Source organism: Nonomuraea sp. NPDC049269 (assembly GCF_043197155.1).
In the GTDB taxonomy this organism is placed as follows: Bacteria; Actinomycetota; Actinomycetes; order Streptosporangiales; family Streptosporangiaceae; genus Nonomuraea.
Genome location: NZ_JBICSO010000001.1, coordinates 451525 through 472107, shown reverse-complemented (window position 1 = coordinate 472107; position 20583 = coordinate 451525). Strand labels below are relative to the sequence as shown.

Here is a 20583-nt window from a genome sequence, read left to right as displayed (position 1 = left end):
ACCAATCGTCAATGGAGGGAGATTAGCTTTACGAGGGGATTAATCCCAATGTCTACAGGGTTACGGTTTGGCCTAAATGCGGAGAGTCACGTCGTTCCGGACAGGTTGAGGTCCTTGATGCGCGGGTCTCCCTCGTCGGCCGTGTAGTGCTCGGGCGAGGTGCCGTCGGGTCCATCCGCGACCTTGAGCGCCCGGAACAGCAGGGTGCCGAGCACCGCGACGATCAGGTTGACGGCCAGCGCCAGGAAACCCGCGTAGATCGTCATCTTGGTGTCGAGGCCCAGCTTGGCCAGCGGGAACGCCGAGCCGCCGAAGTGCTCGTGTTTGATGGCCGGGTTGGCGATGTTGTAGAGCATGAGGAAGCCGCCGGCCATCCCGGCGGTCCAGCCCGCGATCAGGCCGCCCTTGTGGAACCAGCGGGTGAACAGGCCGAGAGCGACCGACGGCAGCGTCTGCAGGATGATCACGCCGCCGATGAGCTGCAGGTCGATCGAGAACTGCGGGTCGATCAACAGGATGAACAGCACCGCGCCGACCTTCACCACCAGCGAGGTGACCTTGCTGACCCCGGCCTCCTGGGCGTCGGTCGGGTTCTTGTTGATGTACTCGCGGTAGATGTTGCGGGTGAACAGGTTCGCCGCCGCGATCGACATGATGGCCGCCGGGACCAGCGCGCCGATGCCGACGGCCGCGAACGCGACGCCCGCGAACCAGTCGGGGAACATCTGGTCGAACAGCTGCGGCACGACGGTGTTGACGTCGGTGCCGATCGGCTTGATGCCCGCCGAGATGGCCATGTAGCCGAGCAGCGCGATGAGCGCCAGCAGCAGGCTGTAGGCGGGCAGGGCGGACATGTTCCGCTTGATCACGTCGCGGTTGCGCGAGGCCAGCACGCCGGTGACGCTGTGCGGATAGAGGAACAATGCCAGCGCCGAGCCCAGCGCCAGCGTGACGTACTGGAGCTGGTTGTTGGCGTTGAGCAGGACCCCGTCGTTGGGCGCCGGGGTGGCCTGGAACTTGGCCGCGGCGTCGCCGAAGATCTGGCTCCAGCCGCCCAGCCGGGCCGGGATGTAGATGATCGCGACGAGGATGACCAGATAGATGAGGATGTCCTTGACGAACGCGATGAGCGCGGGCGCCCGCAGCCCCGACTGGTAGGTGTACGCGGCCAGGATCACGAACGCGATGATCAGCGGCAGGTCGCTGAGGAACCCGCTGCCGGCCACGCCCATCGTCTTCAGCACGGCCTCGATGCCGACGAGCTGCAGCGCGATGTACGGCATGGTCGCCACGATGCCGGTGATGGCCACCAGCAGCGCCAGCGTCGGCGACCCGAACCGCACCCGCACGAAGTCGGCCGGCGTGACCAGGCTGTGCACGTGCGACACCGACCACAGCCTGATCATGATGAAGAACACGATCGGGTACGTGATCACCGTGTACGGCACCGCGAAGAACCCGGCGGCACCCGCGCCGAACAGCAGGGCGGGCACGGCCACGAACGTGTAGGCGGTGTAGAGGTCGCCACCGATGAGGAACCAGGTGATCCACGACCCGAAGTTGCGCCCGCCGAGCCCCCACTCGTTGAGGCTGGCCAGGTTGTCGGGCCGGCGCCACCGGGCGGCGACGAAGCCCATGCCGCTGACCACCAGGAACAGGGTGGAGAAGATGATGATCTCGGTCAGGTGCTCGCTCACCGCTGCCTCCTGCGCTTCGTCATCTGGTAGACGAGCGTGGTCGTGCCGACGCCGAGGGCGATGAAGGCGATCTGCAGCCAGTAGAACAGCGGGAAGCCGAGCAGGCTGGGCTCGGCGGAGTTGTACAGGAACGGCATCAGGGGGATGGCGATGGGGATGAGCAGCAGCCAGTTCCAAGGGCTGCGGTCACTCTTGTCATCGGGCAAGGCGGTCTCCTAAGGGGAGATGCGGCTCTTGCCCCGGAGACTAATGACGTGATTATTTCGGTCAGGTCACTGATCGACGAGTGGTCGGCTCCTCGCGACGAACGGTCAGTTCGGCGGCGACTTCGGTGGCGACTTCGTCGGCGATATCGCGCATGCCGTAGCCCTCGGGCGCGGGCACCTCGACGATCGGGTCGGGCCGGTCGTCGAACTCCAGCCGCAGCGCCCTGGCCATCGTGGCGTGCATCTCGTACAGGCAGGTCGCGTAGGTGAGCTCCAGGATCTGCTCGTCCGGCAGGTGCGCGCGGAGCACCGCGAACACCTCGTCGTGCACCCGCCCGCCGTCGAGCACGAGCCCGTCGGTGTAGGCGAGCACGGCCCGCTCCAGCTCGCCGAACACGTCGCTGACCTGCCAGTGCGCGACCGCCCGCACCTTCTCCTCGGGTACGCCGAGGGCCCGCAACTGCTTGCAGTGCTGGGAGAAGACGAACTGGCTCTGCCGCGCCCACCCCGCCCTGGTCTGGCCGAGCTCACGCAGCACCGGGTCCAGCGCGGACTCCCGGTAGAGCTGGAAGCCCTTGACGGCGTGCCGGAAGATCTTCGGGTCGAGCGCGAACACCGTCCACCAGTCGCCGGGCGAGCCCGTCGCCGTGCCCGCCCGATCCGGCGAGAACAGCTGGTCGTAGAAGAACACCACCAGCGGGTCGGTCATCTCCTCGCGGGGCACCGGCTGGAGCCGCGGCATCAGACGGTCCGCTCGGCGGCGGTCCTCGGCTCGTGCCGTACGTCGCCGGGCTGCCCGACCGGCCGGGTCCAGGCGGCGAACTCGACCAGCACCCCGTCGGGATCCTTGAAGTAGATCGACCGGACGAACACGCCGTCGTGCATCTTCGGCGCCACGCCGAACTCACTGTCGTCATGGTTGAGCAGCACGCCGACGTCGATGCCCTTGGCGACCAGCCGCTCGCGGTACTCCTCGATCCGCTCGGGCGGCACGTCGAAGGCGATGTGGTTCATCGACCCGACGGCCGACAGCAGCTCGCCCCGGTCGGGCAGGTTGCGCGGCGCCGACACGCCGGGCACGCCCTCGGGCGCGTCGGGGAACCAGAAGAAGGCCAGCGCGTTGCCGCCGCCGCAGTCGAAGAAGAAGTGCTGCCCCCAGCCCATCGGCAGCTCGATCGTCTTGATCAGCGGCATGCCGAGCACACCGGAGTAGAAGTCGACGGTCTGCTTCATGTCCGAGCAGACCAGCGCGATGTGGTTGACCCCGCGCAACTCGAATTCGCTGTTCATAGTAACTCCTTACTTATCACAGGGCTCCGGCGGAAAACATGACAGGAGATGTCCTCTTTCCGGGCGAACATGGCCCCATGATTGCTCTGGTGGCGGGCGCGACCCGCGGAACGGGACGAGGAATAGCGGTCCAGCTGGGCGCGGTCGGCGCGACCGTGTACTGCACCGGCAGATCGACGCGTGAGGGTCGCTCGGAGCTGAACCGGTCCGAGACGATCGAGGAGACGGCCGAACTGGTCACGCGGGCCGGCGGCACCGGCATCGCGGTGCGGGTGGACCACCTGGATCCGGCCCAGGTCAAGGTGTTGGCCGAGCGGATCGACCGCGAGCAGGGACGGCTCGACGTGCTGGTCAACGACGTGTGGGGCGGCGAGCCGCTGTACGAGTGGGACACGCCGGTGTGGAAGCACGACCTGGCCAACGGATTGCGGCTGCTCAGGCTGGCGATCGACACGCACCTCATCACCAGTCACCACCTGCTGCCGCTGCTGATCCGCAACCCGGGCGGCCTGGTGGTCGAGGTGACCGACGGCACCACGGACTACAACGACACCCACTACCGGGTCTCGCCGTACTACGACCTGGCCAAGGTGTCGGTGAACCGGCTCGCCTTCAGCCAGGCACACGACCTGGAGCCGCACGGCGGTACGGCGGTGGCGCTCACGCCGGGGTTCCTGCGCTCGGAGGCCATGCTGGAGTTGTTCGGCGTCACCGAGGAGACCTGGCGCGAGGCCAAGCCCGACCCCGCGTGGGCGGTGTCGGAATCACCGGCCTACGCCGGTCGCGCGGTCGCCGCCCTGGCCACCGATCCCGACAAGCGGCGCTGGTCGGGCAAGTCGGTCTCCAGCGGTGAGCTGGCCCAGGTGTACGGGTTCACGGACCTGGACGGCAGCAGGCCGGACGTGTGGCGGTTCATCACGGAGGTGCGGGAGGCCGGAAAGGAGGTCGACCCGGAGGACTACCGGTAGAGGGCCGCGAGCCGGGCCGCCGCTTCGGCCACCAGGGCGCGCAGCTCCGGTGGCCCGAGCACCTCCGCCTCCGGCCCGAACCGCAGCACCTGCCCGTAGGCCACCCGCACCGACTCCACCCCCAGCCGGACCGTCCCGTCGGGCTGGAGCGAGGCCAGCGCGCCGGGCAGGGCGGCCGGGTCGGCGATGTGGCGCAGCAGGCGCACCCCCGCCTCGCTCAGCCGCAGCGTGACCGTCTCGCGCAGCAGCGACCGGCTGAACGCCGCGGACTGCCCCGCCCAGAAGGCCGCCAGGTCGAAGCCCGGGTCGCGCTCGAAGACCCGGGCGAGCACGCCGATCTCCCCGAAACGGTCCACCCGGAAGATCAGGAACCGCTCGCCGCTCCGCGCCGCCAGATACCAGGCGCCCGCCTTGAGCACGAGCCCGTACGGCTCCAGCGTCCGCTCCGCGTCCTTGTAGACGGCCGTCACCGAGAGGTCCCGCCAGACGGCCCTGGCCAGCGGGGCGAGCGCGGCCGGCGGCGGGGAGTCGCCGGCGAACCAGCCGGGCGCGTCCAGGTGGAAGCGCTGCGCGGCCGTCGCGGGCGCGTCGCGCACGCCCGGGGACAGCGCCGCGGCGGCCTTCAGCCGGGCCGTCGCGGCCACCTCCTCCAGCCCCATCTCCCGCAGCGCCGCCGGCACACCCGACAGGAACAACGCCTCCGCCTCGGCCCGGTCGAGCCCGGTCAGCCGGGTACGGTAGCCGTCCAGCAGCCGGTAGCCGCCGCCGCGCCCCCGGTCGGCGTAGACCGGTACCCCCGACTCCGCCAGCGCGAGCACGTCGCGGTGGATGGTCCGCTCCGACACCTCCAGCTCCTTGGCCAGCTCCGCCGCCGTCATCCCGCCGCGCCCCTGCAACAGCAGGAGCAGCGACATCAATCGCGCGGCGCGCATGGCAGGACGGGCAGCAGCATGGCCGAGGGGTGCTCGGGGGAGTGGAACACCTCGACGTCGGCGGGCACCATCTCGCCGCCGAGCCCGAGCGGCCGGCCGGTGCCCGGATTGCGGTCGATCGTCGGGTACGCCCCAGCGGCCACCTGCACCCGGATCCGGTGGTCGCGCGCGAACCGGTGCCCGACCGGCCACAGGTCCACCAGCACCCGCCGGATGTCCCCCGGCAGGTCGGGACCCAGCCGCCGCACACCCTCGCACACGTTGAGCGAGCGGCCGTCCGGATGCACGTCGCAGACACGCACGACCACGTCCACGTACGGCGTGCTCGATCTGACGAACAGCTCGGCGCCGACCGGCCCGACCAGCTCCACGTCCGACTCCAGCGCGGGAGAGCTGTAGACCAGCACGTCGCGTCGTGCCTCTAAGCGCCGCTGGTCGCGCGGCCTGGAGTCGGCCAGCAGCACCGGCCCGCCGATCACCGGCGTCGGATGGTCCGGGTGGTAGCGGAACCGGTCCGGCTCACCCTCCTCCGGAGGTTCGGTCCCGAGCCCGAAGCCGCGCCGCAGGTGCCAGCGCTCCTGCCGCATCCCGGGCACCGGCCAGTCGGGGTAGTCGCGCCACTCCTCGGCCCCCGTCACGTACAACCGCACCGGCTCGGCCCGCAGCCCGGACCGGTCGCCCAGCAGGTGCGCGCGGAACCAGGCCAGCGCGTCGGCCATGGAGGGCCGCCCGTGCCGGGCGTCCACGTGGTACCAGGGCCCGATCGTCAGGTACGGCCGGCGCCCCGCCGCCCGCATCGCCTGATAGTCCTTGAGCTGCCACGGCAGGAACACGTCGTACCAGCCGCCCAGCATGGTGACGGCCGCCTCCACCTCGCCGACCTTCGGGGAGAAGTCACGCTTGTCCCAGTACGGCACCGCCGGGTCGGCGTGGTGCGCCAGGAGGTCCTGGAAGAACGGCAGCGGCCGCCCCGCCGTCACCAGATCCAGCTCGGCCACCGGCCGCCCGGACAGGACGGCCCTGCGGGTGAGCCGGGGCGCCGTCAGCATCGCCGTACCACCGAAGCGGCGCGACATGGCGTCGGTCAGCGTGGTCCAGCTCAGCGCCGACTCCAGCGCGAACGCCCCGCCCACGTAGGCGGCGTCCCTGAACTGCGAGGCGGTGATCTGCGTGGCCATGGCCTTCAGCTCCGGCCCGGCGTCGGCCGCGATGGCCCACTGGGTGTAGCCGAGATAGGAGGGGCCGAACATCGCGAACGACCCGCCGTACCAGGGCTGCTCGCGCATCCAGGCCACGGTGGCCAGGCCGTCGTCGTGCTCGTCGCCGAGGGGGTCGAGCGTGCCGCCCGAGCCGAAACCGCCCCGGCAGCTCTGGATCACCACCTGGAAGCCGCGCCTGGCGAAGCCCCGGCCGTACACCCAGCTGAACACGCCCCGCCTGCCGTACGGCGAGCGGATCAGGATCACCGGCGCCCGGTCCGACCTGACCGGCGCGTAGTGGTCGGCCAGCAGGGTCACTCCGTCGGGCATCGGAACGGGAAGGTCACGCCGGACCCGCACTCGTCGCATTACCTACCAGTAACAGATGCCCCAGGGGCGCGATACCCCGGGGTCAGTCGAAGTGCCGATAGGACGGCCAGGCGACGCTCCACGGCTGCTTGAGCCCCCGGCACAGGAAGATGCCCATGCCCTGCAGTTCGTTGTCGAGACCGACGCCGTTGTCGACGCGGTCCTTCTGCTCGCAGCTTCGGTACTGGAAGTCCCTGCCGCGCGGGCCGATGTTCACCATCACCGCCACGTCCGCGCTCTCGGCCGGCGGGCCGTACTCGTGGAGCTGGTTCTGGCCGCTGTAGACGCGCGGGATCCCGGCACGTACGAGCGCGCCGTGCTCGCCGTAGCTGCCGGTCATGACGATGGCCCGCGCCCGGTCCGCCGGCGGCAGCGACCCCAGCACGTTCGTGACCTTGGCCGCGAACTCCGGCCAGCCGATGGACTCGCGCACCACCTCGTTGATCGCCGGCACCGGCGTCGCGCCCACCGTGTCGACCGGGATCAGCGGCAGCGCGATCACGGCCGATCCCAGGCCGTTCAGCACGAGGGCCACGCCGGCCGGCCGTACCTTGCCCGGCCCCGCCGCCTCCACGCTCACGCAGCCCGCCGCGAACAGCAGCAGGATCAGGCCCGCCGTGTAGTCGAAGCGCCCGCCGCTGATCAGCGTCGCCGCAGCCGCGGCGGGATAGGCGACGGCCAGCGCCCGCACCCGCCGGTCGCGCCACAGACGCAGCCAGCCGAACGCGCCGATGACGGTCACGACCGGCCCGAACAGCGTGAGCTGCATGGGCACGAACAGCGCCCGCAACTCGCCGCCCCGATCGGCGCTCAGCGCCGCCGCCATCGTGAGCTGCGGCCAGTCGTGGGTGGCCTGATAGAGCAGGTTCGGTATGGCCAGCGCCACCGCGATCAGCGCGCCACCCCACAGCCAGGGGCCGGCCAGCACCCGGCGCGGCCCCACGGCCACCAGCCCGGCCGCCAGCCCCAGCAGCAGCATGACGATCAGGTACTTGTTGTAGGTCGCCAGCCCGACGATCACGCCGACGGCCGGCCACCACCGTGGCTGCTCGCGCATCAGCGCCTTGGTCATGAACAGGATGGCCGCCGCCCAGAACGGCAGGTCGAAGCTGAGCGTCAGGATCGCGTGCCCGGCGATCAAGGTGTAGCCGCCGGTCGCCGTGCCGAGCGCGGCCAGTATCTGCGCGACGCCCCGGCCGCCCAGCTCGCGCGTGATCAGCGTGACCAGCACGACGAGGAGCGCCGCGGCCAGCGCGGGCAGCACCCTGATCCCGAAGAGCGTGTCGCCGAACACGGCGATCGACAGCTTGGCCGCCATCGGCGCGAGGGGAGGCTGGTCGACGTAGCCCCAGGCCGGATGCTCGGCCAGCACGCGGAAGTACAGCTCATCGCGGTGATATCCATAACGGCCGCTGAGGAGCAGCAGAACCGCGAACAGCAAGATCGAGATCAACGTGACCGTGCGCCACGCCAGTAACGGAGGCCGTTCCATGATTGCTGAAGCTAGCCGCTCCTCAGCAGGAGCACACCCCTTATTTTTCCGGCATTTCCCTCAGGTAGCACCCGTCCGGCGCGGGCGCGTTGCGTGATCATCGCGCGCCGGTTACGCTTGCCACATGCGAATCTCGTTGCAGCTTCAGTGGTGGCGCCGCTCCTAGGCGGCGCGTGATTCGCATTCCTCAACGGACGGCCGCCCCGGAAGGCGGCCTTTCTCGTGTCCGCCCCCGGGGCATCAGCGTTTGAACCATCGGGTTTTGAACCATCGGGTTTTCGACAAGGGGCAGCAGTGGAGACGAGCGGATATACCACCGCCGGGGGCATCGGCGTCGAGCGTGAGGTACGCCAAGTGCCGGAGGAAGCGCTCGAAGAGATCGTGACGGCACTCGGAGAGAGGCGCGGTGGCGCCTTCTCCTCCGGGATGGACTACCCGGGTCGCTACAGCCGATGGGCCTTCGGCTACGTCGACCCCTGCCTGGAGCTGGTCGCCAAGGGCCGCCGGATCTCCGCCAGGGCGCTCAACGCGCGCGGCAGGGTCGTGCTGCCCGCCGTGGTCTCCTGCCTGCTGGCCGCGGGCAAGCCCGTCGAGGAGCCGACCGCCGACTTCGTCGAGGTGCACGTGCCCGAGTCGGCGGACCTGCTCACGGAGGAGATGCGCAGCCGCCGGCCCACCGTGTTCACCGCGATCCGCGAGGTCATCGCCGCCTTCCGGGGCGACGACCCGCACCTGGGCCTCTACGGCTCCTTCGGCTACGACCTGGCCTTCCAGTTCGAGCCGATCAGGCAGGAGCTCGTCCGCCCCGACGACCAGCGCGACCTGGTGCTGCACCTGCCCGACCGGCTGGTGGTGATCGACCGCCAGCGCGAGACCAGCGTCGAATACCGCTACGAGTTCACCGTCGACGGCGCCACCACCCGCGGCCTGGAGCGCACCGGCGCGTCCGTGCCCATCACCGAGCCCGCCGAGGTGCCCGCCGACCCGAAGCGGGGCGACTACGCCAAGGTCGTGGCCGCCGCCAAGGAGAAGTTCAAGCGCGGCGACCTGTTCGAGGTGGTGCCCGGCCAGGTCTTCCACGCCACCTGCACCGACCCGTCGGCCTTCTTCCGCGGCCTGCGCCACAGCAACCCGGCCCCGTACGAGTTCATCATCAGCCTCGGCGAGGGCGAGCACCTGGTCGGCGCCTCGCCCGAGATGTACGTCCGGGTGAGCGGCGACCGCGTCGAGACCTGCCCCATCTCCGGCACGATCGCCCGCGGCAGCAACCCGATCGAGGACGCCGAGGCCATCCGCACCCTCCTGACCAGCGTCAAGGAGGAGTCGGAGCTGACCATGTGCACCGACGTCGACCGCAACGACAAGTCGCGCATCTGCGTGCCCGGCTCCGTCAGGGTCATCGGCCGCCGCCAGATCGAGCTCTACTCCCGCCTGATCCACACCGTCGACCACATCGAAGGCCGGTTGCGCCCCGAGTTCGACGCCCTTGACGCCTTCCTCACCCACATGTGGGCCGTCACGGTCACCGGCGCGCCCAAGACCTGGGCGATGCAGTTCATCGAGGACCACGAGGCCACCACCCGCAGGTGGTACGGCGGCGCCATCGGCTTCATCGGCTTCGACGGCTCCATGAACACCGGCCTGACCCTGCGCACCGCCCAGATCAAGAACGGCCTGGCGACCGTCAGGGCCGGCGCCACCCTGCTGTTCGACTCCGACCCCGAAGCCGAGGAGCGCGAGACCGAGCTGAAGGCCAGCGCCCTGCTCGGCGCCCTGGCCGCGGTCAACCAGCCGCACGCCCAGCCGGTCACGCCCACCCGCGAGCAGCCGGGCCAGGGCATGAAGGTGCTGCTCGTCGACCACGAGGACTCCTTCGTCAACACGCTCGCCGACTACTTCCGCCAGGAGGGCGCCGAGGTGGTCACGCTGCGCCACGGCTTCCCGGCGGCCATGCTCGACGACCTGGCGCCCGACCTCGTCGTCCTGTCGCCGGGGCCCGGCTGGCCGTCCGACTTCGGCATGTCGGCGCTCATCGACCAGATCTACGCCCGCGACCTGCCGGTCTTCGGCGTCTGCCTCGGCCTGCAGGCGATGGTCGAGCACGCGGGCGGCTCGCTGGAGCTGCTCGACTACCCCGAGCACGGCAAGCGCGGCCAGGTCACCCGGCTGGGTGGCGGCGACGCGCTGCTCGACGGCCTGCCCGAGGAGTTCGTCGCGGCCCGCTACCACTCCCTGCACGCCAAGCGGGCGGGCGTGGTCGGCTTCACCCCGACCGCGGTCACGCCGGACGGCAACGTCATGGCGATCGAGGACACCGAGCGGCGCCGCTTCGCCGTGCAGTTCCACCCGGAGTCGATCCTCACCGCCGAGGGCGGCGCGGGCGCGAAGGTCATCGCCAACGTCCTCCGTTTGGCCCGCCGGTGAGGACGCCTGCCCAAAGGTGAGGATCTAGCGCGTCTTTCCGGTAGGTAAAACGGCAACGGGGGCGTGCGGAGAGCACTTAGAGTCTCCGCATGCTCCCCGTAGATCTACCCGATACGGTGCGTGACGCCCTCCTCGCCCCGCTCGTCGACCACCACTGTCACGGGGTGCGCCGCGACGACCTGTCCAGGGCCCAGTTCGAGCTGCTGATCAACGAGGGCGGCTGCCCGGCGCCGCCCGGCACCACCCACTTCGACGCGCCGATCGGCGCGGCCATCCGCCGCTGGTGCGCGCCCGTGCTCGACCTGGAGCCGCACACCCCTCCCGCCCTCTACCTGGCCCGCCGGGCCGAGCTCGGCGCCGAGGAGGTCAACCGGCGGCTGCTGCGGGCCGCCGGGGTGGGGGCGTTCCTGGTCGACACCGGCACGGAGGGCGCCGAGCTGCTGAGCGCCGCCGAGCTGGCCCGCCACGGCGACGCGGCCGCGAACGAGGTCGTCAGCATCGAGCAGATCGAGCACGACGTGGCCGAGATGGCCCAGCTGGCCCTCGACTACATGGACAGCCTGGCCGAGGAGCTCACCGCCAGGGCCGCCAGAGCCGTGGGGATGGCGACGGTCATCGGCTACCGGTGCGGCCTCGACTTCGACCCGTCGAGGCCCAGCAGGGGCGCGGTCATCGCGGCGGCCAACCGCCGGCTGTCCGACCCCAAGGAGCCGCTGACCGACCCGATCCTGCTGCGTTACCTGCTGTGGACCGCCGTCGACGTGGCCAGGGAACGCGGCCTGCCCGTGCAGTTCCACGCCGGCTTCGGCGACCCCGATCACGGGTTCCACCCGGGCCCGCATCGCACCGATCCGGCCAGGATGACCACGTTCGTCAAGGCGCTGCAGCCGATCGGCGTGCCGGTGGTGCTGCTGCACTGCTACCCGTTCCACCGCCAGGCCGCCTACCTGGCCGGCGTCTTCCCGCACGTCTACGTCGACGTCGGCCGCGCGCTGACCTACAGCGCCGCCGGGTCCGCGCGGATCATGGATGAGCTGCTGGAGCTGGTGCCCTTCCACAAGCAGCTCTTCGGCTCCGACTGTCACGGCGTGGCCGAGACCGGCCACCTGGGCGCCCTCTACTTCCGCCGGGCCCTGGCCGCCGCGCTCAAGTCGCGGCTCGACGCGGGGGAGTGGAGCGCCGCCGACGCCGCCCGGGTGGCTCACATGATCGGCTCCGGGAATGCCCGCCGGGTATACCGGCTCTGAATTCCTCCTCGGGTAGGAGGCGCGAATCATCCCAAAGTCGTGATAATGGCCACACGATGAGTGCGATCGAGATTCGAAACCTTTGCAAGGCATTCGGACCGGTACGCGCGGTCGACGGGGTGTCGTTCACAGTGGAGCCGGCGACGATCACCGGCTACCTTGGCCCGAACGGGGCGGGCAAGACCACCACCCTGCGCAGCCTGCTCGGGCTGTGCACCGCCGATTCCGGCACGGCGCTGGTCAACGGCCGGCGCTACGTCGAGCTGCCGCATCCCCTCAGCGAGGTGGGCGCGGTGCTCGAAGCCACCAACTTCCATCCGGGCCGTACGGCCCTCAACCATCTCCGGGTGCTCTGCACGGCGGCCCGGCTGCCCCGCGAGCGCGCCACGGAGGCGTTGGAACAGGTCGGCCTCGCCGACGTGGCCGACAAGCGGGTGCTGGCCTTCTCGCTGGGCATGCGGCAGCGGCTGGCGCTGGCCACCGCGCTGATCGGCCGTCCCAAGGTGCTCATCCTCGACGAGCCCGCCAACGGGCTCGACCCGGCGGGCATCCAATGGTTACGCGGTTTCCTGCGTTACCTGTCCCACGAGCAGGGCGCCGCCGTCCTGGTCTCCAGCCACGTGCTGGCCGAGGTCGAGCAGATCGTCGACAACGTGGTGATCATCGCCAAGGGCCGGCTGGTCCGGCAGGGCAGCCTGGACGAGCTCGTCTCCAACGGTGACGCGGCCGTCAGGGTACGCACCACGCGCGCCGACGAGCTCGTCCCGGCCCTCGAACACGCCGGAGCCACGGTCGAGCGGCATGACGGGTTCCTGCGCGTGAGCGGCCTCGACTCAGAGAGCATCGGCCAGATCGCGCTCGACGCGAAGGTCGTGCTGAGCGAGGTCGCCCAGGAGCGCTCCGACCTGCAGCAGGTCTTCCTGGAGCTGACGGGGGAGGGGCAGGGCTGATGACGCTGATCAAGGCAGAGCTGCTCAAGCTCCGGACCACCAGGCTCTGGTGGGTGATGCTGGCCGTCACGATCGCCTACGTGCTCCTGCAGCTCGGTCTCACGATCGGGTTCGCGGGCCAGAGCGGCGGGCCGAACGGCCAGCCCATCTTCCCCGGCAGGGACACCGTGCCCTTCCAGGAGCTGATGTGGGGGCTCGGGGCGAGCGGCGCGCTGTTCCCGATGATCCTCGGGGTCGTCATGATGACCGCCGAATACCGGTACCAGACCATCACCACCACGTTCCTCACCACGCCGAGGCGTGAGCGCGTGGTCATGGCCAAGCTCGGTGCGGGAGTGGTCGTCGGACTGGCCTTCGGGCTGGTCGTACTGGCGCTGACCGCCGTCGCGGTGGCCGTGTCCGTCCCGCTGTCCCACGGTGAGCTGGTCCTGTCCGCGAAGATCCTGCGCATCGCCGTGGGCGTGCTGGCCGTGCTGGTGCTCTACACACTGTTCGGTGTCGGGCTCGGCGCGCTGATCAAGAACCAGCTCGGCGCGATCGTCGCCGCGGTGGTGTGGGTGTTCATCGTCGAGGGGCTGGTCAACGCGATCCCCGCGTTGCGGCCCGTCGGCAAGTGGACGCCGGCCGGCGCGGGCGGCGCGGTGACCGACAGCGGCGTCGATCTCGGGCTCGGCACCGACTATCTGCTGCCGGCCTGGGCCGGCGCCGTGGTGCTGCTCGGTTACGCGGTGCTCTTCTCGGCCGTCGCCTCGGCCACGACGATCCGGCGCGACATCACCTAGCCGCACCCTGTGGGGCCGGGCCCGGCCTGCTCTTTCGGGCGGCCGTCCTCCATGCAGGCGCCGAGCTTGGCCCCGACGCTCTGCATGGCGTCGGCCAGCGCGGCGACCTGCTCGGGCGTGAGGTGGTCGAACAGCACCTCACGCAGGGCCCGCGCGTGCTCCGGGGCGATCGCGGCGACGACCGCCCGCCCCTCGTCGGTGATCTCGGCGACACTGGCCCGGCCGTCGTTCTCGTCGGGCCGCAGCCGTACGTAGCCGCGCTCGACGAGCTTGCTCACCCGGTGACTGAGCCGGCTGATCGAGACGTTGCCCAGGGTGGCCAGGTCGCTGAGCCGCAACGGCCCGGTGGCCAGCGTGTTGAGCAGGCCGTACTCGATGTGGACCAGGCCGTAGGTGCGGAACGTACGCTCCACCTGCGGAATGCCCACAAGCATCACCGCGAGCAGGCCCTGCCAGGCCCGCTGCTCGTCATGGTCGAGCCCCTCGACCAACGGACCCCCAGCGTCAGAATCGGCCGACCGCGACGATGACCACCATCGCCAGCAGTACCAGGTTAACGGCGAAGCTCTCCTTGCGCCTCCGGTGCACCTGGGCGGCGACGATCATGGTGATGCCGAGGCCGACCGCCGCCAGGGGCGTGAGGATCGGGGCGATGCCGGTGGCCCAGGGCAGCACCAGGCCGAGCGCGCCGAGCACCTCCACCACACCGATGCCCCTGACCTGCTGCTGGCTGAAGTCCTCTACCCACCCCATGCGCGGCTGGAGCTTCTCCTTGGGCTGGGTGGCCTTCATGAAGCCCCCGAAGAGGAAGGCGACGGCGAGCAGGGCCTGGAGGACCCAGAGGACGACGTTCATAAGTTGTCCCTTCAAGTTATTCGAGGGCCTCCGACTGTAGGCCCAAAAACTTGAAGCGACAAGTGTTCAGCCGGACCCCGTGCCGAGTCGCGCGCGGGTCCGCGACCTGGTTTGCTGGGGCCATCACATCGCCTAACCCGAGCGGGGGCTCTTCCATGCGCACCGTCGAACCCGAGGTGTTCCTCGTCGCCCGTCCTGATCTCGACTACGACGAGCTCGCCCGCTACCTGGGCGAGGTCGGCGGGGAGAGCTGGCTGGAGCGGCTCGACCGGGGCGACCTCGACGCACAGAACCTGGCGGAGTTCGCCGGGCGCCTCTGCTACCGCTCCTTCGAGCCCGGACTCAACCCCAATGTGGTGCGCATCCGCGAGGATCAGGGCGACTACCTGCGCAACATCCTGGCCAGCGCCCACGGCTCGGTGCTGGAGCACCTCAACTTCAGCTTTGTGCTGCACAACGTCAGCCGCGTGCTCACCCACGAGCTCGTCCGGCACCGGCCCGGGGTGGCCATCTCGCAGGAGTCGCTGCGCTTCGTCCGCCTCGACGAGCTGCCGTTCTGGTTCCCCGAGTGGGCCCAGTCCGACCCCGAGCTGATGAAGCGGGCCACGGCCCTGCTGGAGCAGATGGAGCAGTTCCAGGTCTGGATGGCCGGACACTTCGGGCTCGACGAGGAGGGCGTGCCGTTCTCGGAGAAGAAGCACCGCACCTCGTTCATGCGCCGCTTCGCCCCGGAGGGGCTGGCCACCGGCCTGGTCTGGACGGCCAACGTACGCACGCTGCGGCACACGATCGAGGCGCGCACGGCCGTGGGGGCCGAGGAGGAGATCCGCCTGCTGTTCCAGCACATCGGCGAGCTCATGGTCAAGGAGGCGCCCGCCCTGTTCGGCGACTACGTCATCCAGGACGGGGCCTGGGTCCCGGGCTGGCGCAAGGTTTGATCGATCGGCAGGTGTGATCAGGCCAGCGCGGGCATGACGTAGACCTCGGCGCCCGGCGGCAGCGCGCAGTCCAGGCCGCCGAGGCCGCGGGCGTTCTCGCCGCACACGATCATGTGGATGTGCCGGCGGATGCGGCCGCAGTCGTCACGCAGCCGCTCCTCCAGCAGCGGATGCGTACGGCGCAGCATGTCGAGCGCGGAGCCGAGGGTCGGCGGGGCGTCCTGGTCGGCGGCGACGGCGAAGACCTTCACCTCGCTGTTGCCGCTCACCCAGCGGCGCAGCGAGTTGGGCAGGACGAAGACCACCATCATCACGTTCTTCGCCATGGGCTACAGCACCGCCGCGCGCACGCTGAGCACGTCGGGCAGGTGCCGGGCGACCGCCGACCAGGTGTCGCCGTCGTCTCGCGACCAGTGGACCTCGCCGTCGCGGGTGCCGAAGAACACCCCCGCCTCGCCGGCGGTCATCGCGTCACGCAGCACGCTCGCGTGCACCGGCCCCTCGGGCAGCCCGCGCTCCAGCGGCTGCCAGGTCTCGCCCGCGTCGTCGCTGCGGAAGACCCGGTAGCGGTGATCGACCGGAGTGCGGTCGATGTCGGCGTTCAGCGGCAGCACGTAGACCGTGTCGGGCCGGGCGGGATGGACCGCGATCGGGAAGCCGAAGTCGGACGGCAGCGACGAGCCGATGTCGTGCCAGGAGCCGCCGAAGTCGTCGCTGCGGTAGACGCCGAAGTGGTGTTGCAGGAAGAGCCGCTCGGGCCGGTCCGGGTGCATGCCCACCCTGTGCACGCACTGCCCGTATTCGGGATACTGCTGCCCCTCCGGCATGAACGGAGCGCGGATGCCCTGGTTGGCGGCCTCCCATGAGCGGCCGCCGTCGGTGGTGCGATAGAAGCCGCCCGTCGACACCGCGATGCCCATGATCTTCGGGTCGGCCGGATGGCTGATGATCGTGTGCAGGCACAGCCCGCCGCCGCCCGGTTGCCAGTGCTGCCGGTGGGGGTGCTCCCACAGGCCTTCGACCAGCTCGTAGGTGACTCCGTGGTCTTCCGAGCGGAACAGCGCGCCCGGCTCCACCCCGGCCCAGACCACTCCGGGCTCGGCGGGCGACGGCGCGAGCTGCCACACCCGGGTCAGCGTCGCGCCTGTCTTCTCGGGGAACGCGATGGGGGGACGCTCCGCCTCCTGCCAGGTCTCGCCGAGGTCGTCGGAGTACATCACCGAAGGGCCGAAGTGGCCGTACTCGATGCCCGCGAGGATCCGGGGCGCGGTGCCGCGCGTGTCGATGGCCACCGAGGTCACACCGACGGTGGAGAACTGGATCGGCGCGACCTCGAACGGGCCGTCGTCCGCTGAGCGGGCGAGGAACAGGCCCTTGCGGGTGCCGATCGCGAGCACTGCGTCGCTCATGTCAAGCTCCCATCGCTCCCGTGTTCGCTTCTGGCCATCGTGCCACGCCCTGACCAGGAGCGCCGAGGACTGGGCTATTTGCTGCGCGATTACGCAAGCGGTAAGCGAGCTGCGCCACCCTGTGTGCTGGTTTTTCATGAAATTCGTGAAATTAGTGTAGCTTGACCGGCATGACACACGCGATCTCCGTGTCCGGCCGTCGCGAGCTCGTCGGCGCGGGGGTGGCCGGCAGGCACGCGCCGCTGACCGCGGTGCTGGCCGTGGTGTTCGCCGCGAACCTGCTGATCGCCGTCCTGATGTCGGTGGTGCCGATGAGCGGTGGGCTGCCCGCGGGCGGTTCCGTCGCGCTCGGGCAGACCTCAGCCGCCCCGCTACTGGCCCTGACCGCCGTCGCCGCCGCGCTGACCGCGCTCGGTGTCATCGGGCTGCGCAGGCGCGACCTCGGCTGATCGGCGGTCCTTCAGGGCCGCGTTCTGCTTCTGCCACCTGCGCATCAGCTCCGGCACCTCGCTGCGCAGGAAGGCGAAGAAACGCTGAATCTCATCCAGCCGCTCACCGGTCGGCGTATCGGTGCCGAACACCGCCAGCCCGTCGCGCGCACCCTCCTCGAAGCGGCGGTAGATCTCATCGCTCGACGAGGTCGCCTTGAACCAGGCCGCCTGGTCGACGCGGTAATGGTCGCGACGCTGCCCCGGGTCACGCTCGCGAGTGATCATCCCGACCCGCAGCAGGTACTTCACCGCACCGGAGATCGCCGGCGCGCCGACGCCGAGCTGGTCCCCGAGCTCGGCGGCGGTACGCCTGCCCGCCCCGGAGACCAGCAGCGCGGCGAAGACCCGGGCCGCCATCCGCGGATAACCCGACTCCGACATGATCATGGCGAAGCGTTCCATGAACCGCTCGCCTTCGCTCTCCCGATCACCGTCGAACGTCTCGGCCATGCCTGCCTCTCCGTGTCGCCCCGCCTGGTCGTTTACATCATGCTCAGAGTTGCGAAATTTCGCGAATCGAGCGAAGGAACCACCTGCTTTATGTGGGAGGTAATCGCCCTGCTTCCCTCCCCTCGATAGCGTTGCGGGCATGGGTGCGCTCGCTATAGAAGATGAGTCTTTCGGAGATCTGCTGCGATCCTGGCGGCAGCGGCGGCGCGTGAGCCAGCTCGATCTGGCGATCGAGGCCGAAGTGTCGGCCCGCCACCTCAGCTTCCTCGAGACCGGGCGCGCCCGGCCGAGCCGCGAGATGGTGATGAAGCTGTCGGAGGAGCTGGAGGTGCCGCTGCGCCACCGCAACCGGCTGCTGGTGGCGGCGGGCTTCGCGCCGGTCTTCCCCGAACGCGAGGCGCGCGCCCCCATCGTCCGGCAGGCGCTCGACAAGATCCTCGCCGGGCACGAGCCGTACCCCGCGCTCGTCGTGGACGCCGCCTGGAACCTGGTGGCGGCCAACTCGGCGGCGGCCATGTTCATGGACGGGGTGCCGGAGGAGCTGCTCAAGGAGCCGGTGAACGTGATGCGGCTGTCGCTGCACCCCGAGGCGATGGGCGGCCGGCTGGTCAACCTCCCGGAGGTCCGCGCCCACCTGCTGCACCAGTTGCGCCGGCAGGCGGAGGCGTCGGGCTCCGGGCAGCTGGCCGAGCTGCACGACGAGCTGGCCGCCTACACCTACCCCGGCGTGGACCTGAACGTGGCGCACGTGCCGGGACCGGCCGACATCCTGGTGCCGCTGCGGATCAGGCACGGGACGCGGATCCTGTCGATGTTCACCACGATCGCCACGTTCGGCACGCCGCTGGACGTCACGGTCGCCGAGCTCGCCATCGAGACGTTCTGGCCCAACGACGACGAGACCGCCGCCGCCTTCCAGCAGCTCTCCTCTTAGCGTTCGCCCTGCACGATGTCGCGGTGGATGCGTGACAGGGGTACGCCGTCGATCTGCAACCGCCGGACCGTCTCGTTGACCATGGCGGGTGGCCCGCACACGTACACCTCGTGCTCGGCCCACGAGTGGAAGCGCTGCGTGACCTCCGGCAGCCGGCCGCGCATCCCGTCGTAGGAGGGCTGGCCGGACACCACCGGCAGCACCCGCAGCCAGGGGAAGGACGACTCCATGCGGATGAGGTCGGGCAGGTCGTACAGCTCCGCCGCCGTCCGTGCGCCGAACAGCAGGTGGATGTTGGGACGGCGGCCCGAGTTGATGATGTGCTCGATGATCGCCTTGATCGGCGCCAGCCCGGTGCCGCCCGCCACGCACAGCACGTCGCGGGGGCTGCGGTCGTACAGCGTCATCGTGCCCATCGGCGGCCCCAGCATGATCGTGTCGCCGACGCGGGTGTCCCTGATGAGGGCGGTGGACACCCAGCCGCAGGGGACCGAGCGCACGTGCAGCGTGATCGTGTTGTCCACGCGCGGCGCGTTGGCGATGGAGAACGTGCGCCAGACGCGCGGCCATCGCGCGACCTGCACGTTGACGTACTGGCCCGGCGTGTACGGCAGGCGCTGCGTCGGCCGCAACGTCAGGACGGCGATGTCCTCCGTACGCAGGTCATGGTCGACGACCTCGGCCAGCCACCACGCGGGCGAGACCCCGGAGTCGGACTCGGCCGACTCGATCATGAGATTGGCCGCGACGGTGTACGCGGCGACCCAGGCCGCTTCGATCTCCTCGTGCCAGATGTCGGCGGCGAACCGCTTGATGGTCGCCAGCAGGGCGTTGCCGACCGCGGTGTAGTGCTCCGCGATCACGCCGTACTTGCGGTGGTCCCGCCCGAGCTGGCCGAGGAAGGACGCCAGGCTGTCCGGGCTGTCCAGGCTCCACACGATGCGGGTCAGTGCGCTGAAGAGCCGGTCGCGCTGCATGTCCATGGCCGGGGGGAACATGCCCCGCAGGTGCGGACTCTCGGCGAACAGCCGGCCGTAGAAGTAGGCGGTGGCCTTGTCGGCCACCGGCTCCACGACGGCGAAACTCTCCTTTACCAGGCGTGGATTCAACGACATGAAATTAACCCCACCCTTTGGCCGGAATATCATTCCGGTCGTGTCGTTACACCTCCCTGACGGCTCCGGGTGATGAGCGCTCGGCGGGCCCCGGCTCTACCGATCGCTCGAATTCGAGTCTTACACCACCTCCTGGGCGTCACAACCGTTTCGCCCCGATACAGTGCTGACCAGAACTTTCCGTGACGGTAACGTGATTTTCCGCATTCATTTGGGGTAGATTTCGGTCATCAAAAGTGAAAATATGTCGTATTCGCATAGTGTGACGCAGGCGATCGGGCCGTAGGGGGAGCCGCCGGCTGGCACGGCTCCCGGACCGGAAGTCAGGCGGGCCGTACGTTCTCCGGGAAGCGTCCGGGCTTATTGCCGGGCTCCTCGAAAACGAAGATGATGTACGTCTCGAAGAAAACCTGTCCCTGTCCGGCCACTCGTCCGGCGCCCATCCTCCGGCTGCCCTTCCACACCAGTTGGGTGAAGTGACCGCAGTCGGCGACGTTTTCCGGGTCGGCGAAGTCGTAGCCTTTGATTTCGTCGTACCATTCAGCAACCGCTTTCCCGGCGCCGAGCGGCCGCTTTTTCGAGCCGGCGCCCCAGAAGAGGTTCTCGCCGGTGCCTTCTCGCAGTCCGTCGTGCCCCGCCTCCGTGTCCGGATATTCCGATCGCGACGCCGCGCGGGACCTCGCGTACTCGACCAGCTCCGGGTCCAGGACCAGCGGTGGGGCATGATGCTTGGCACGATGGGCATTGGCCTCGGCCAGCGCCTCCGCGAGGAAGCCGTCGCTCGTCGCATCGGGGAGAGGGGGGCGTAAGCCTGCCATCGTCAGTACCTCGTTCG

Annotated in this window: 22 protein-coding genes; 8 read left to right on the top strand and 14 right to left on the bottom strand. The window is 69.9% G+C overall.

The features are described from left to right. Positions 1–86 precede the first annotated feature (86 nt). From mctP to ACGFNP_RS02260, 4 genes are all read right to left on the bottom strand, one after another. Positions 87–1697 carry a monocarboxylate uptake permease MctP gene (gene mctP / locus ACGFNP_RS02275; RefSeq protein ID WP_393313842.1) on the bottom strand — a complete coding sequence of 537 codons (1611 nt, stop codon included), beginning with the start codon at positions 1695–1697 and terminating at the stop codon, positions 87–89. Then, the gene (locus tag ACGFNP_RS02270) at positions 1694–1903 is read right to left on the bottom strand and encodes a DUF3311 domain-containing protein (protein ID WP_358334152.1); all 210 of its coding nucleotides are present in this window, start codon (positions 1901–1903) and stop codon (positions 1694–1696) included. The genes mctP and ACGFNP_RS02270 overlap by 4 nt, the downstream gene beginning before the upstream one ends. Before the next feature lie 61 nt (positions 1904–1964). Beyond that, positions 1965–2645, bottom strand: coding sequence for a carboxymuconolactone decarboxylase family protein (locus ACGFNP_RS02265; protein WP_393313839.1), 681 nt, complete (start codon positions 2643–2645; stop codon positions 1965–1967). Next, the gene (locus ACGFNP_RS02260; RefSeq protein WP_358014274.1) at positions 2645–3193 is read right to left on the bottom strand and encodes a VOC family protein; all 549 of its coding nucleotides are present in this window, start codon (positions 3191–3193) and stop codon (positions 2645–2647) included. The genes ACGFNP_RS02265 and ACGFNP_RS02260 overlap by 1 nt, the downstream gene beginning before the upstream one ends. A 77-nt stretch (positions 3194–3270) precedes the next feature. Between ACGFNP_RS02260 and ACGFNP_RS02255 the strand changes: the two genes are divergently transcribed. Then, positions 3271–4161, top strand: a complete 891-nt coding sequence (locus tag ACGFNP_RS02255) for an SDR family oxidoreductase (RefSeq protein WP_358334145.1) — start codon at positions 3271–3273, stop codon at positions 4159–4161. Here the strand turns inward: ACGFNP_RS02255 and ACGFNP_RS02250 are convergent. From ACGFNP_RS02250 to ACGFNP_RS02240, 3 genes are all read right to left on the bottom strand, one after another. Beyond that, complete coding sequence (locus ACGFNP_RS02250; protein ID WP_358334142.1) at positions 4152–5093, bottom strand: WYL domain-containing protein; 942 nt, start codon at positions 5091–5093, stop codon at positions 4152–4154. The two genes, ACGFNP_RS02255 and ACGFNP_RS02250, sit on opposite strands and share 10 nt — an antisense overlap. After that, positions 5075–6622, bottom strand: coding sequence for a CocE/NonD family hydrolase (locus tag ACGFNP_RS02245; protein WP_358334140.1), 1548 nt, complete (start codon positions 6620–6622; stop codon positions 5075–5077). The genes ACGFNP_RS02250 and ACGFNP_RS02245 overlap by 19 nt, the downstream gene beginning before the upstream one ends. 82 nt (positions 6623–6704) lie before the next feature. Next, on the bottom strand, positions 6705–8153 hold the full coding sequence (locus ACGFNP_RS02240) for a glycosyltransferase family 39 protein (protein WP_393313834.1): 1449 nt from the start codon (positions 8151–8153) through the stop codon (positions 6705–6707). 294 nt (positions 8154–8447) lie between these two features. On the opposite strand from ACGFNP_RS02240, the gene ACGFNP_RS02235 reads away from it, so the two are divergent. From ACGFNP_RS02235 to ACGFNP_RS02220, 4 genes are all read left to right on the top strand, one after another. After that, positions 8448–10577, top strand: coding sequence for an anthranilate synthase component I (locus tag ACGFNP_RS02235; protein ID WP_393313831.1), 2130 nt, complete (start codon positions 8448–8450; stop codon positions 10575–10577). A gap of 89 nt (positions 10578–10666) precedes the next feature. After that, a complete protein-coding gene (locus ACGFNP_RS02230; protein WP_393313828.1) occupies positions 10667–11824 on the top strand; it encodes an amidohydrolase family protein in 1158 nt (385 codons plus the stop codon). Between the two features lie 119 nt (positions 11825–11943). Beyond that, positions 11944–12774 carry an ATP-binding cassette domain-containing protein gene (locus ACGFNP_RS02225; RefSeq protein ID WP_358334130.1) on the top strand — a complete coding sequence of 277 codons (831 nt, stop codon included), beginning with the start codon at positions 11944–11946 and terminating at the stop codon, positions 12772–12774. After that, positions 12774–13556 (top strand): ABC transporter permease, encoded by a 783-nt coding sequence (locus ACGFNP_RS02220; protein WP_358334127.1) that lies wholly within the window; start codon positions 12774–12776, stop codon positions 13554–13556. Before ACGFNP_RS02225 ends, ACGFNP_RS02220 begins: the two co-directional genes overlap by 1 nt. Here ACGFNP_RS02220 and ACGFNP_RS02215 read toward each other — a convergent pair. Continuing rightward, on the bottom strand, positions 13553–14047 hold the full coding sequence (locus ACGFNP_RS02215; protein WP_393313824.1) for a MarR family winged helix-turn-helix transcriptional regulator: 495 nt from the start codon (positions 14045–14047) through the stop codon (positions 13553–13555). The genes ACGFNP_RS02220 and ACGFNP_RS02215 overlap by 4 nt on opposite strands. A gap of 13 nt (positions 14048–14060) precedes the next feature. Beyond that, positions 14061–14411, bottom strand: a complete 351-nt coding sequence (locus ACGFNP_RS02210) for a DoxX family protein (protein ID WP_393313821.1) — start codon at positions 14409–14411, stop codon at positions 14061–14063. A 155-nt stretch (positions 14412–14566) separates the two neighbouring features. On the opposite strand from ACGFNP_RS02210, the gene thyX reads away from it, so the two are divergent. Next, positions 14567–15349, top strand: a complete 783-nt coding sequence (thyX, locus tag ACGFNP_RS02205; RefSeq protein WP_358334118.1) for an FAD-dependent thymidylate synthase — start codon at positions 14567–14569, stop codon at positions 15347–15349. A gap of 17 nt (positions 15350–15366) precedes the next feature. Here thyX and ACGFNP_RS02200 read toward each other — a convergent pair whose 3' ends face one another. Continuing rightward, a complete protein-coding gene (locus ACGFNP_RS02200) occupies positions 15367–15675 on the bottom strand; it encodes a hypothetical protein (RefSeq protein ID WP_358334115.1) in 309 nt (102 codons plus the stop codon). 3 nt (positions 15676–15678) lie between these two features. Next, positions 15679–16758, bottom strand: coding sequence for a WD40/YVTN/BNR-like repeat-containing protein (locus ACGFNP_RS02195; protein ID WP_393313817.1), 1080 nt, complete (start codon positions 16756–16758; stop codon positions 15679–15681). A gap of 170 nt (positions 16759–16928) precedes the next feature. On the opposite strand from ACGFNP_RS02195, the gene ACGFNP_RS02190 reads away from it, so the two are divergent. Then, the gene (locus ACGFNP_RS02190) at positions 16929–17207 is read left to right on the top strand and encodes a hypothetical protein (RefSeq protein WP_393313814.1); all 279 of its coding nucleotides are present in this window, start codon (positions 16929–16931) and stop codon (positions 17205–17207) included. Here ACGFNP_RS02190 and ACGFNP_RS02185 read toward each other — a convergent pair. After that, the gene (locus ACGFNP_RS02185; protein ID WP_393313811.1) at positions 17130–17699 is read right to left on the bottom strand and encodes a GbsR/MarR family transcriptional regulator; all 570 of its coding nucleotides are present in this window, start codon (positions 17697–17699) and stop codon (positions 17130–17132) included. The genes ACGFNP_RS02190 and ACGFNP_RS02185 overlap by 78 nt on opposite strands. Positions 17700–17838: 139 nt before the next feature. On the opposite strand from ACGFNP_RS02185, the gene ACGFNP_RS02180 reads away from it, so the two are divergent. Beyond that, positions 17839–18633, top strand: a complete 795-nt coding sequence (locus ACGFNP_RS02180; RefSeq protein WP_358334103.1) for a helix-turn-helix transcriptional regulator — start codon at positions 17839–17841, stop codon at positions 18631–18633. On the opposite strand, the gene ACGFNP_RS02175 is transcribed toward ACGFNP_RS02180, so the two are convergent. Both ACGFNP_RS02175 and ACGFNP_RS02170 read right to left on the bottom strand, forming a co-directional pair. Further along, positions 18630–19748 (bottom strand): globin domain-containing protein, encoded by a 1119-nt coding sequence (locus ACGFNP_RS02175; protein ID WP_358334100.1) that lies wholly within the window; start codon positions 19746–19748, stop codon positions 18630–18632. The genes ACGFNP_RS02180 and ACGFNP_RS02175 overlap by 4 nt on opposite strands. Positions 19749–20071: 323 nt before the next feature. Then, entirely contained in the window at positions 20072–20566 is a 495-nt protein-coding gene (locus ACGFNP_RS02170; RefSeq protein ID WP_358334097.1) for a CAP domain-containing protein, read from the bottom strand. Positions 20567–20583 lie beyond the last annotated feature (17 nt).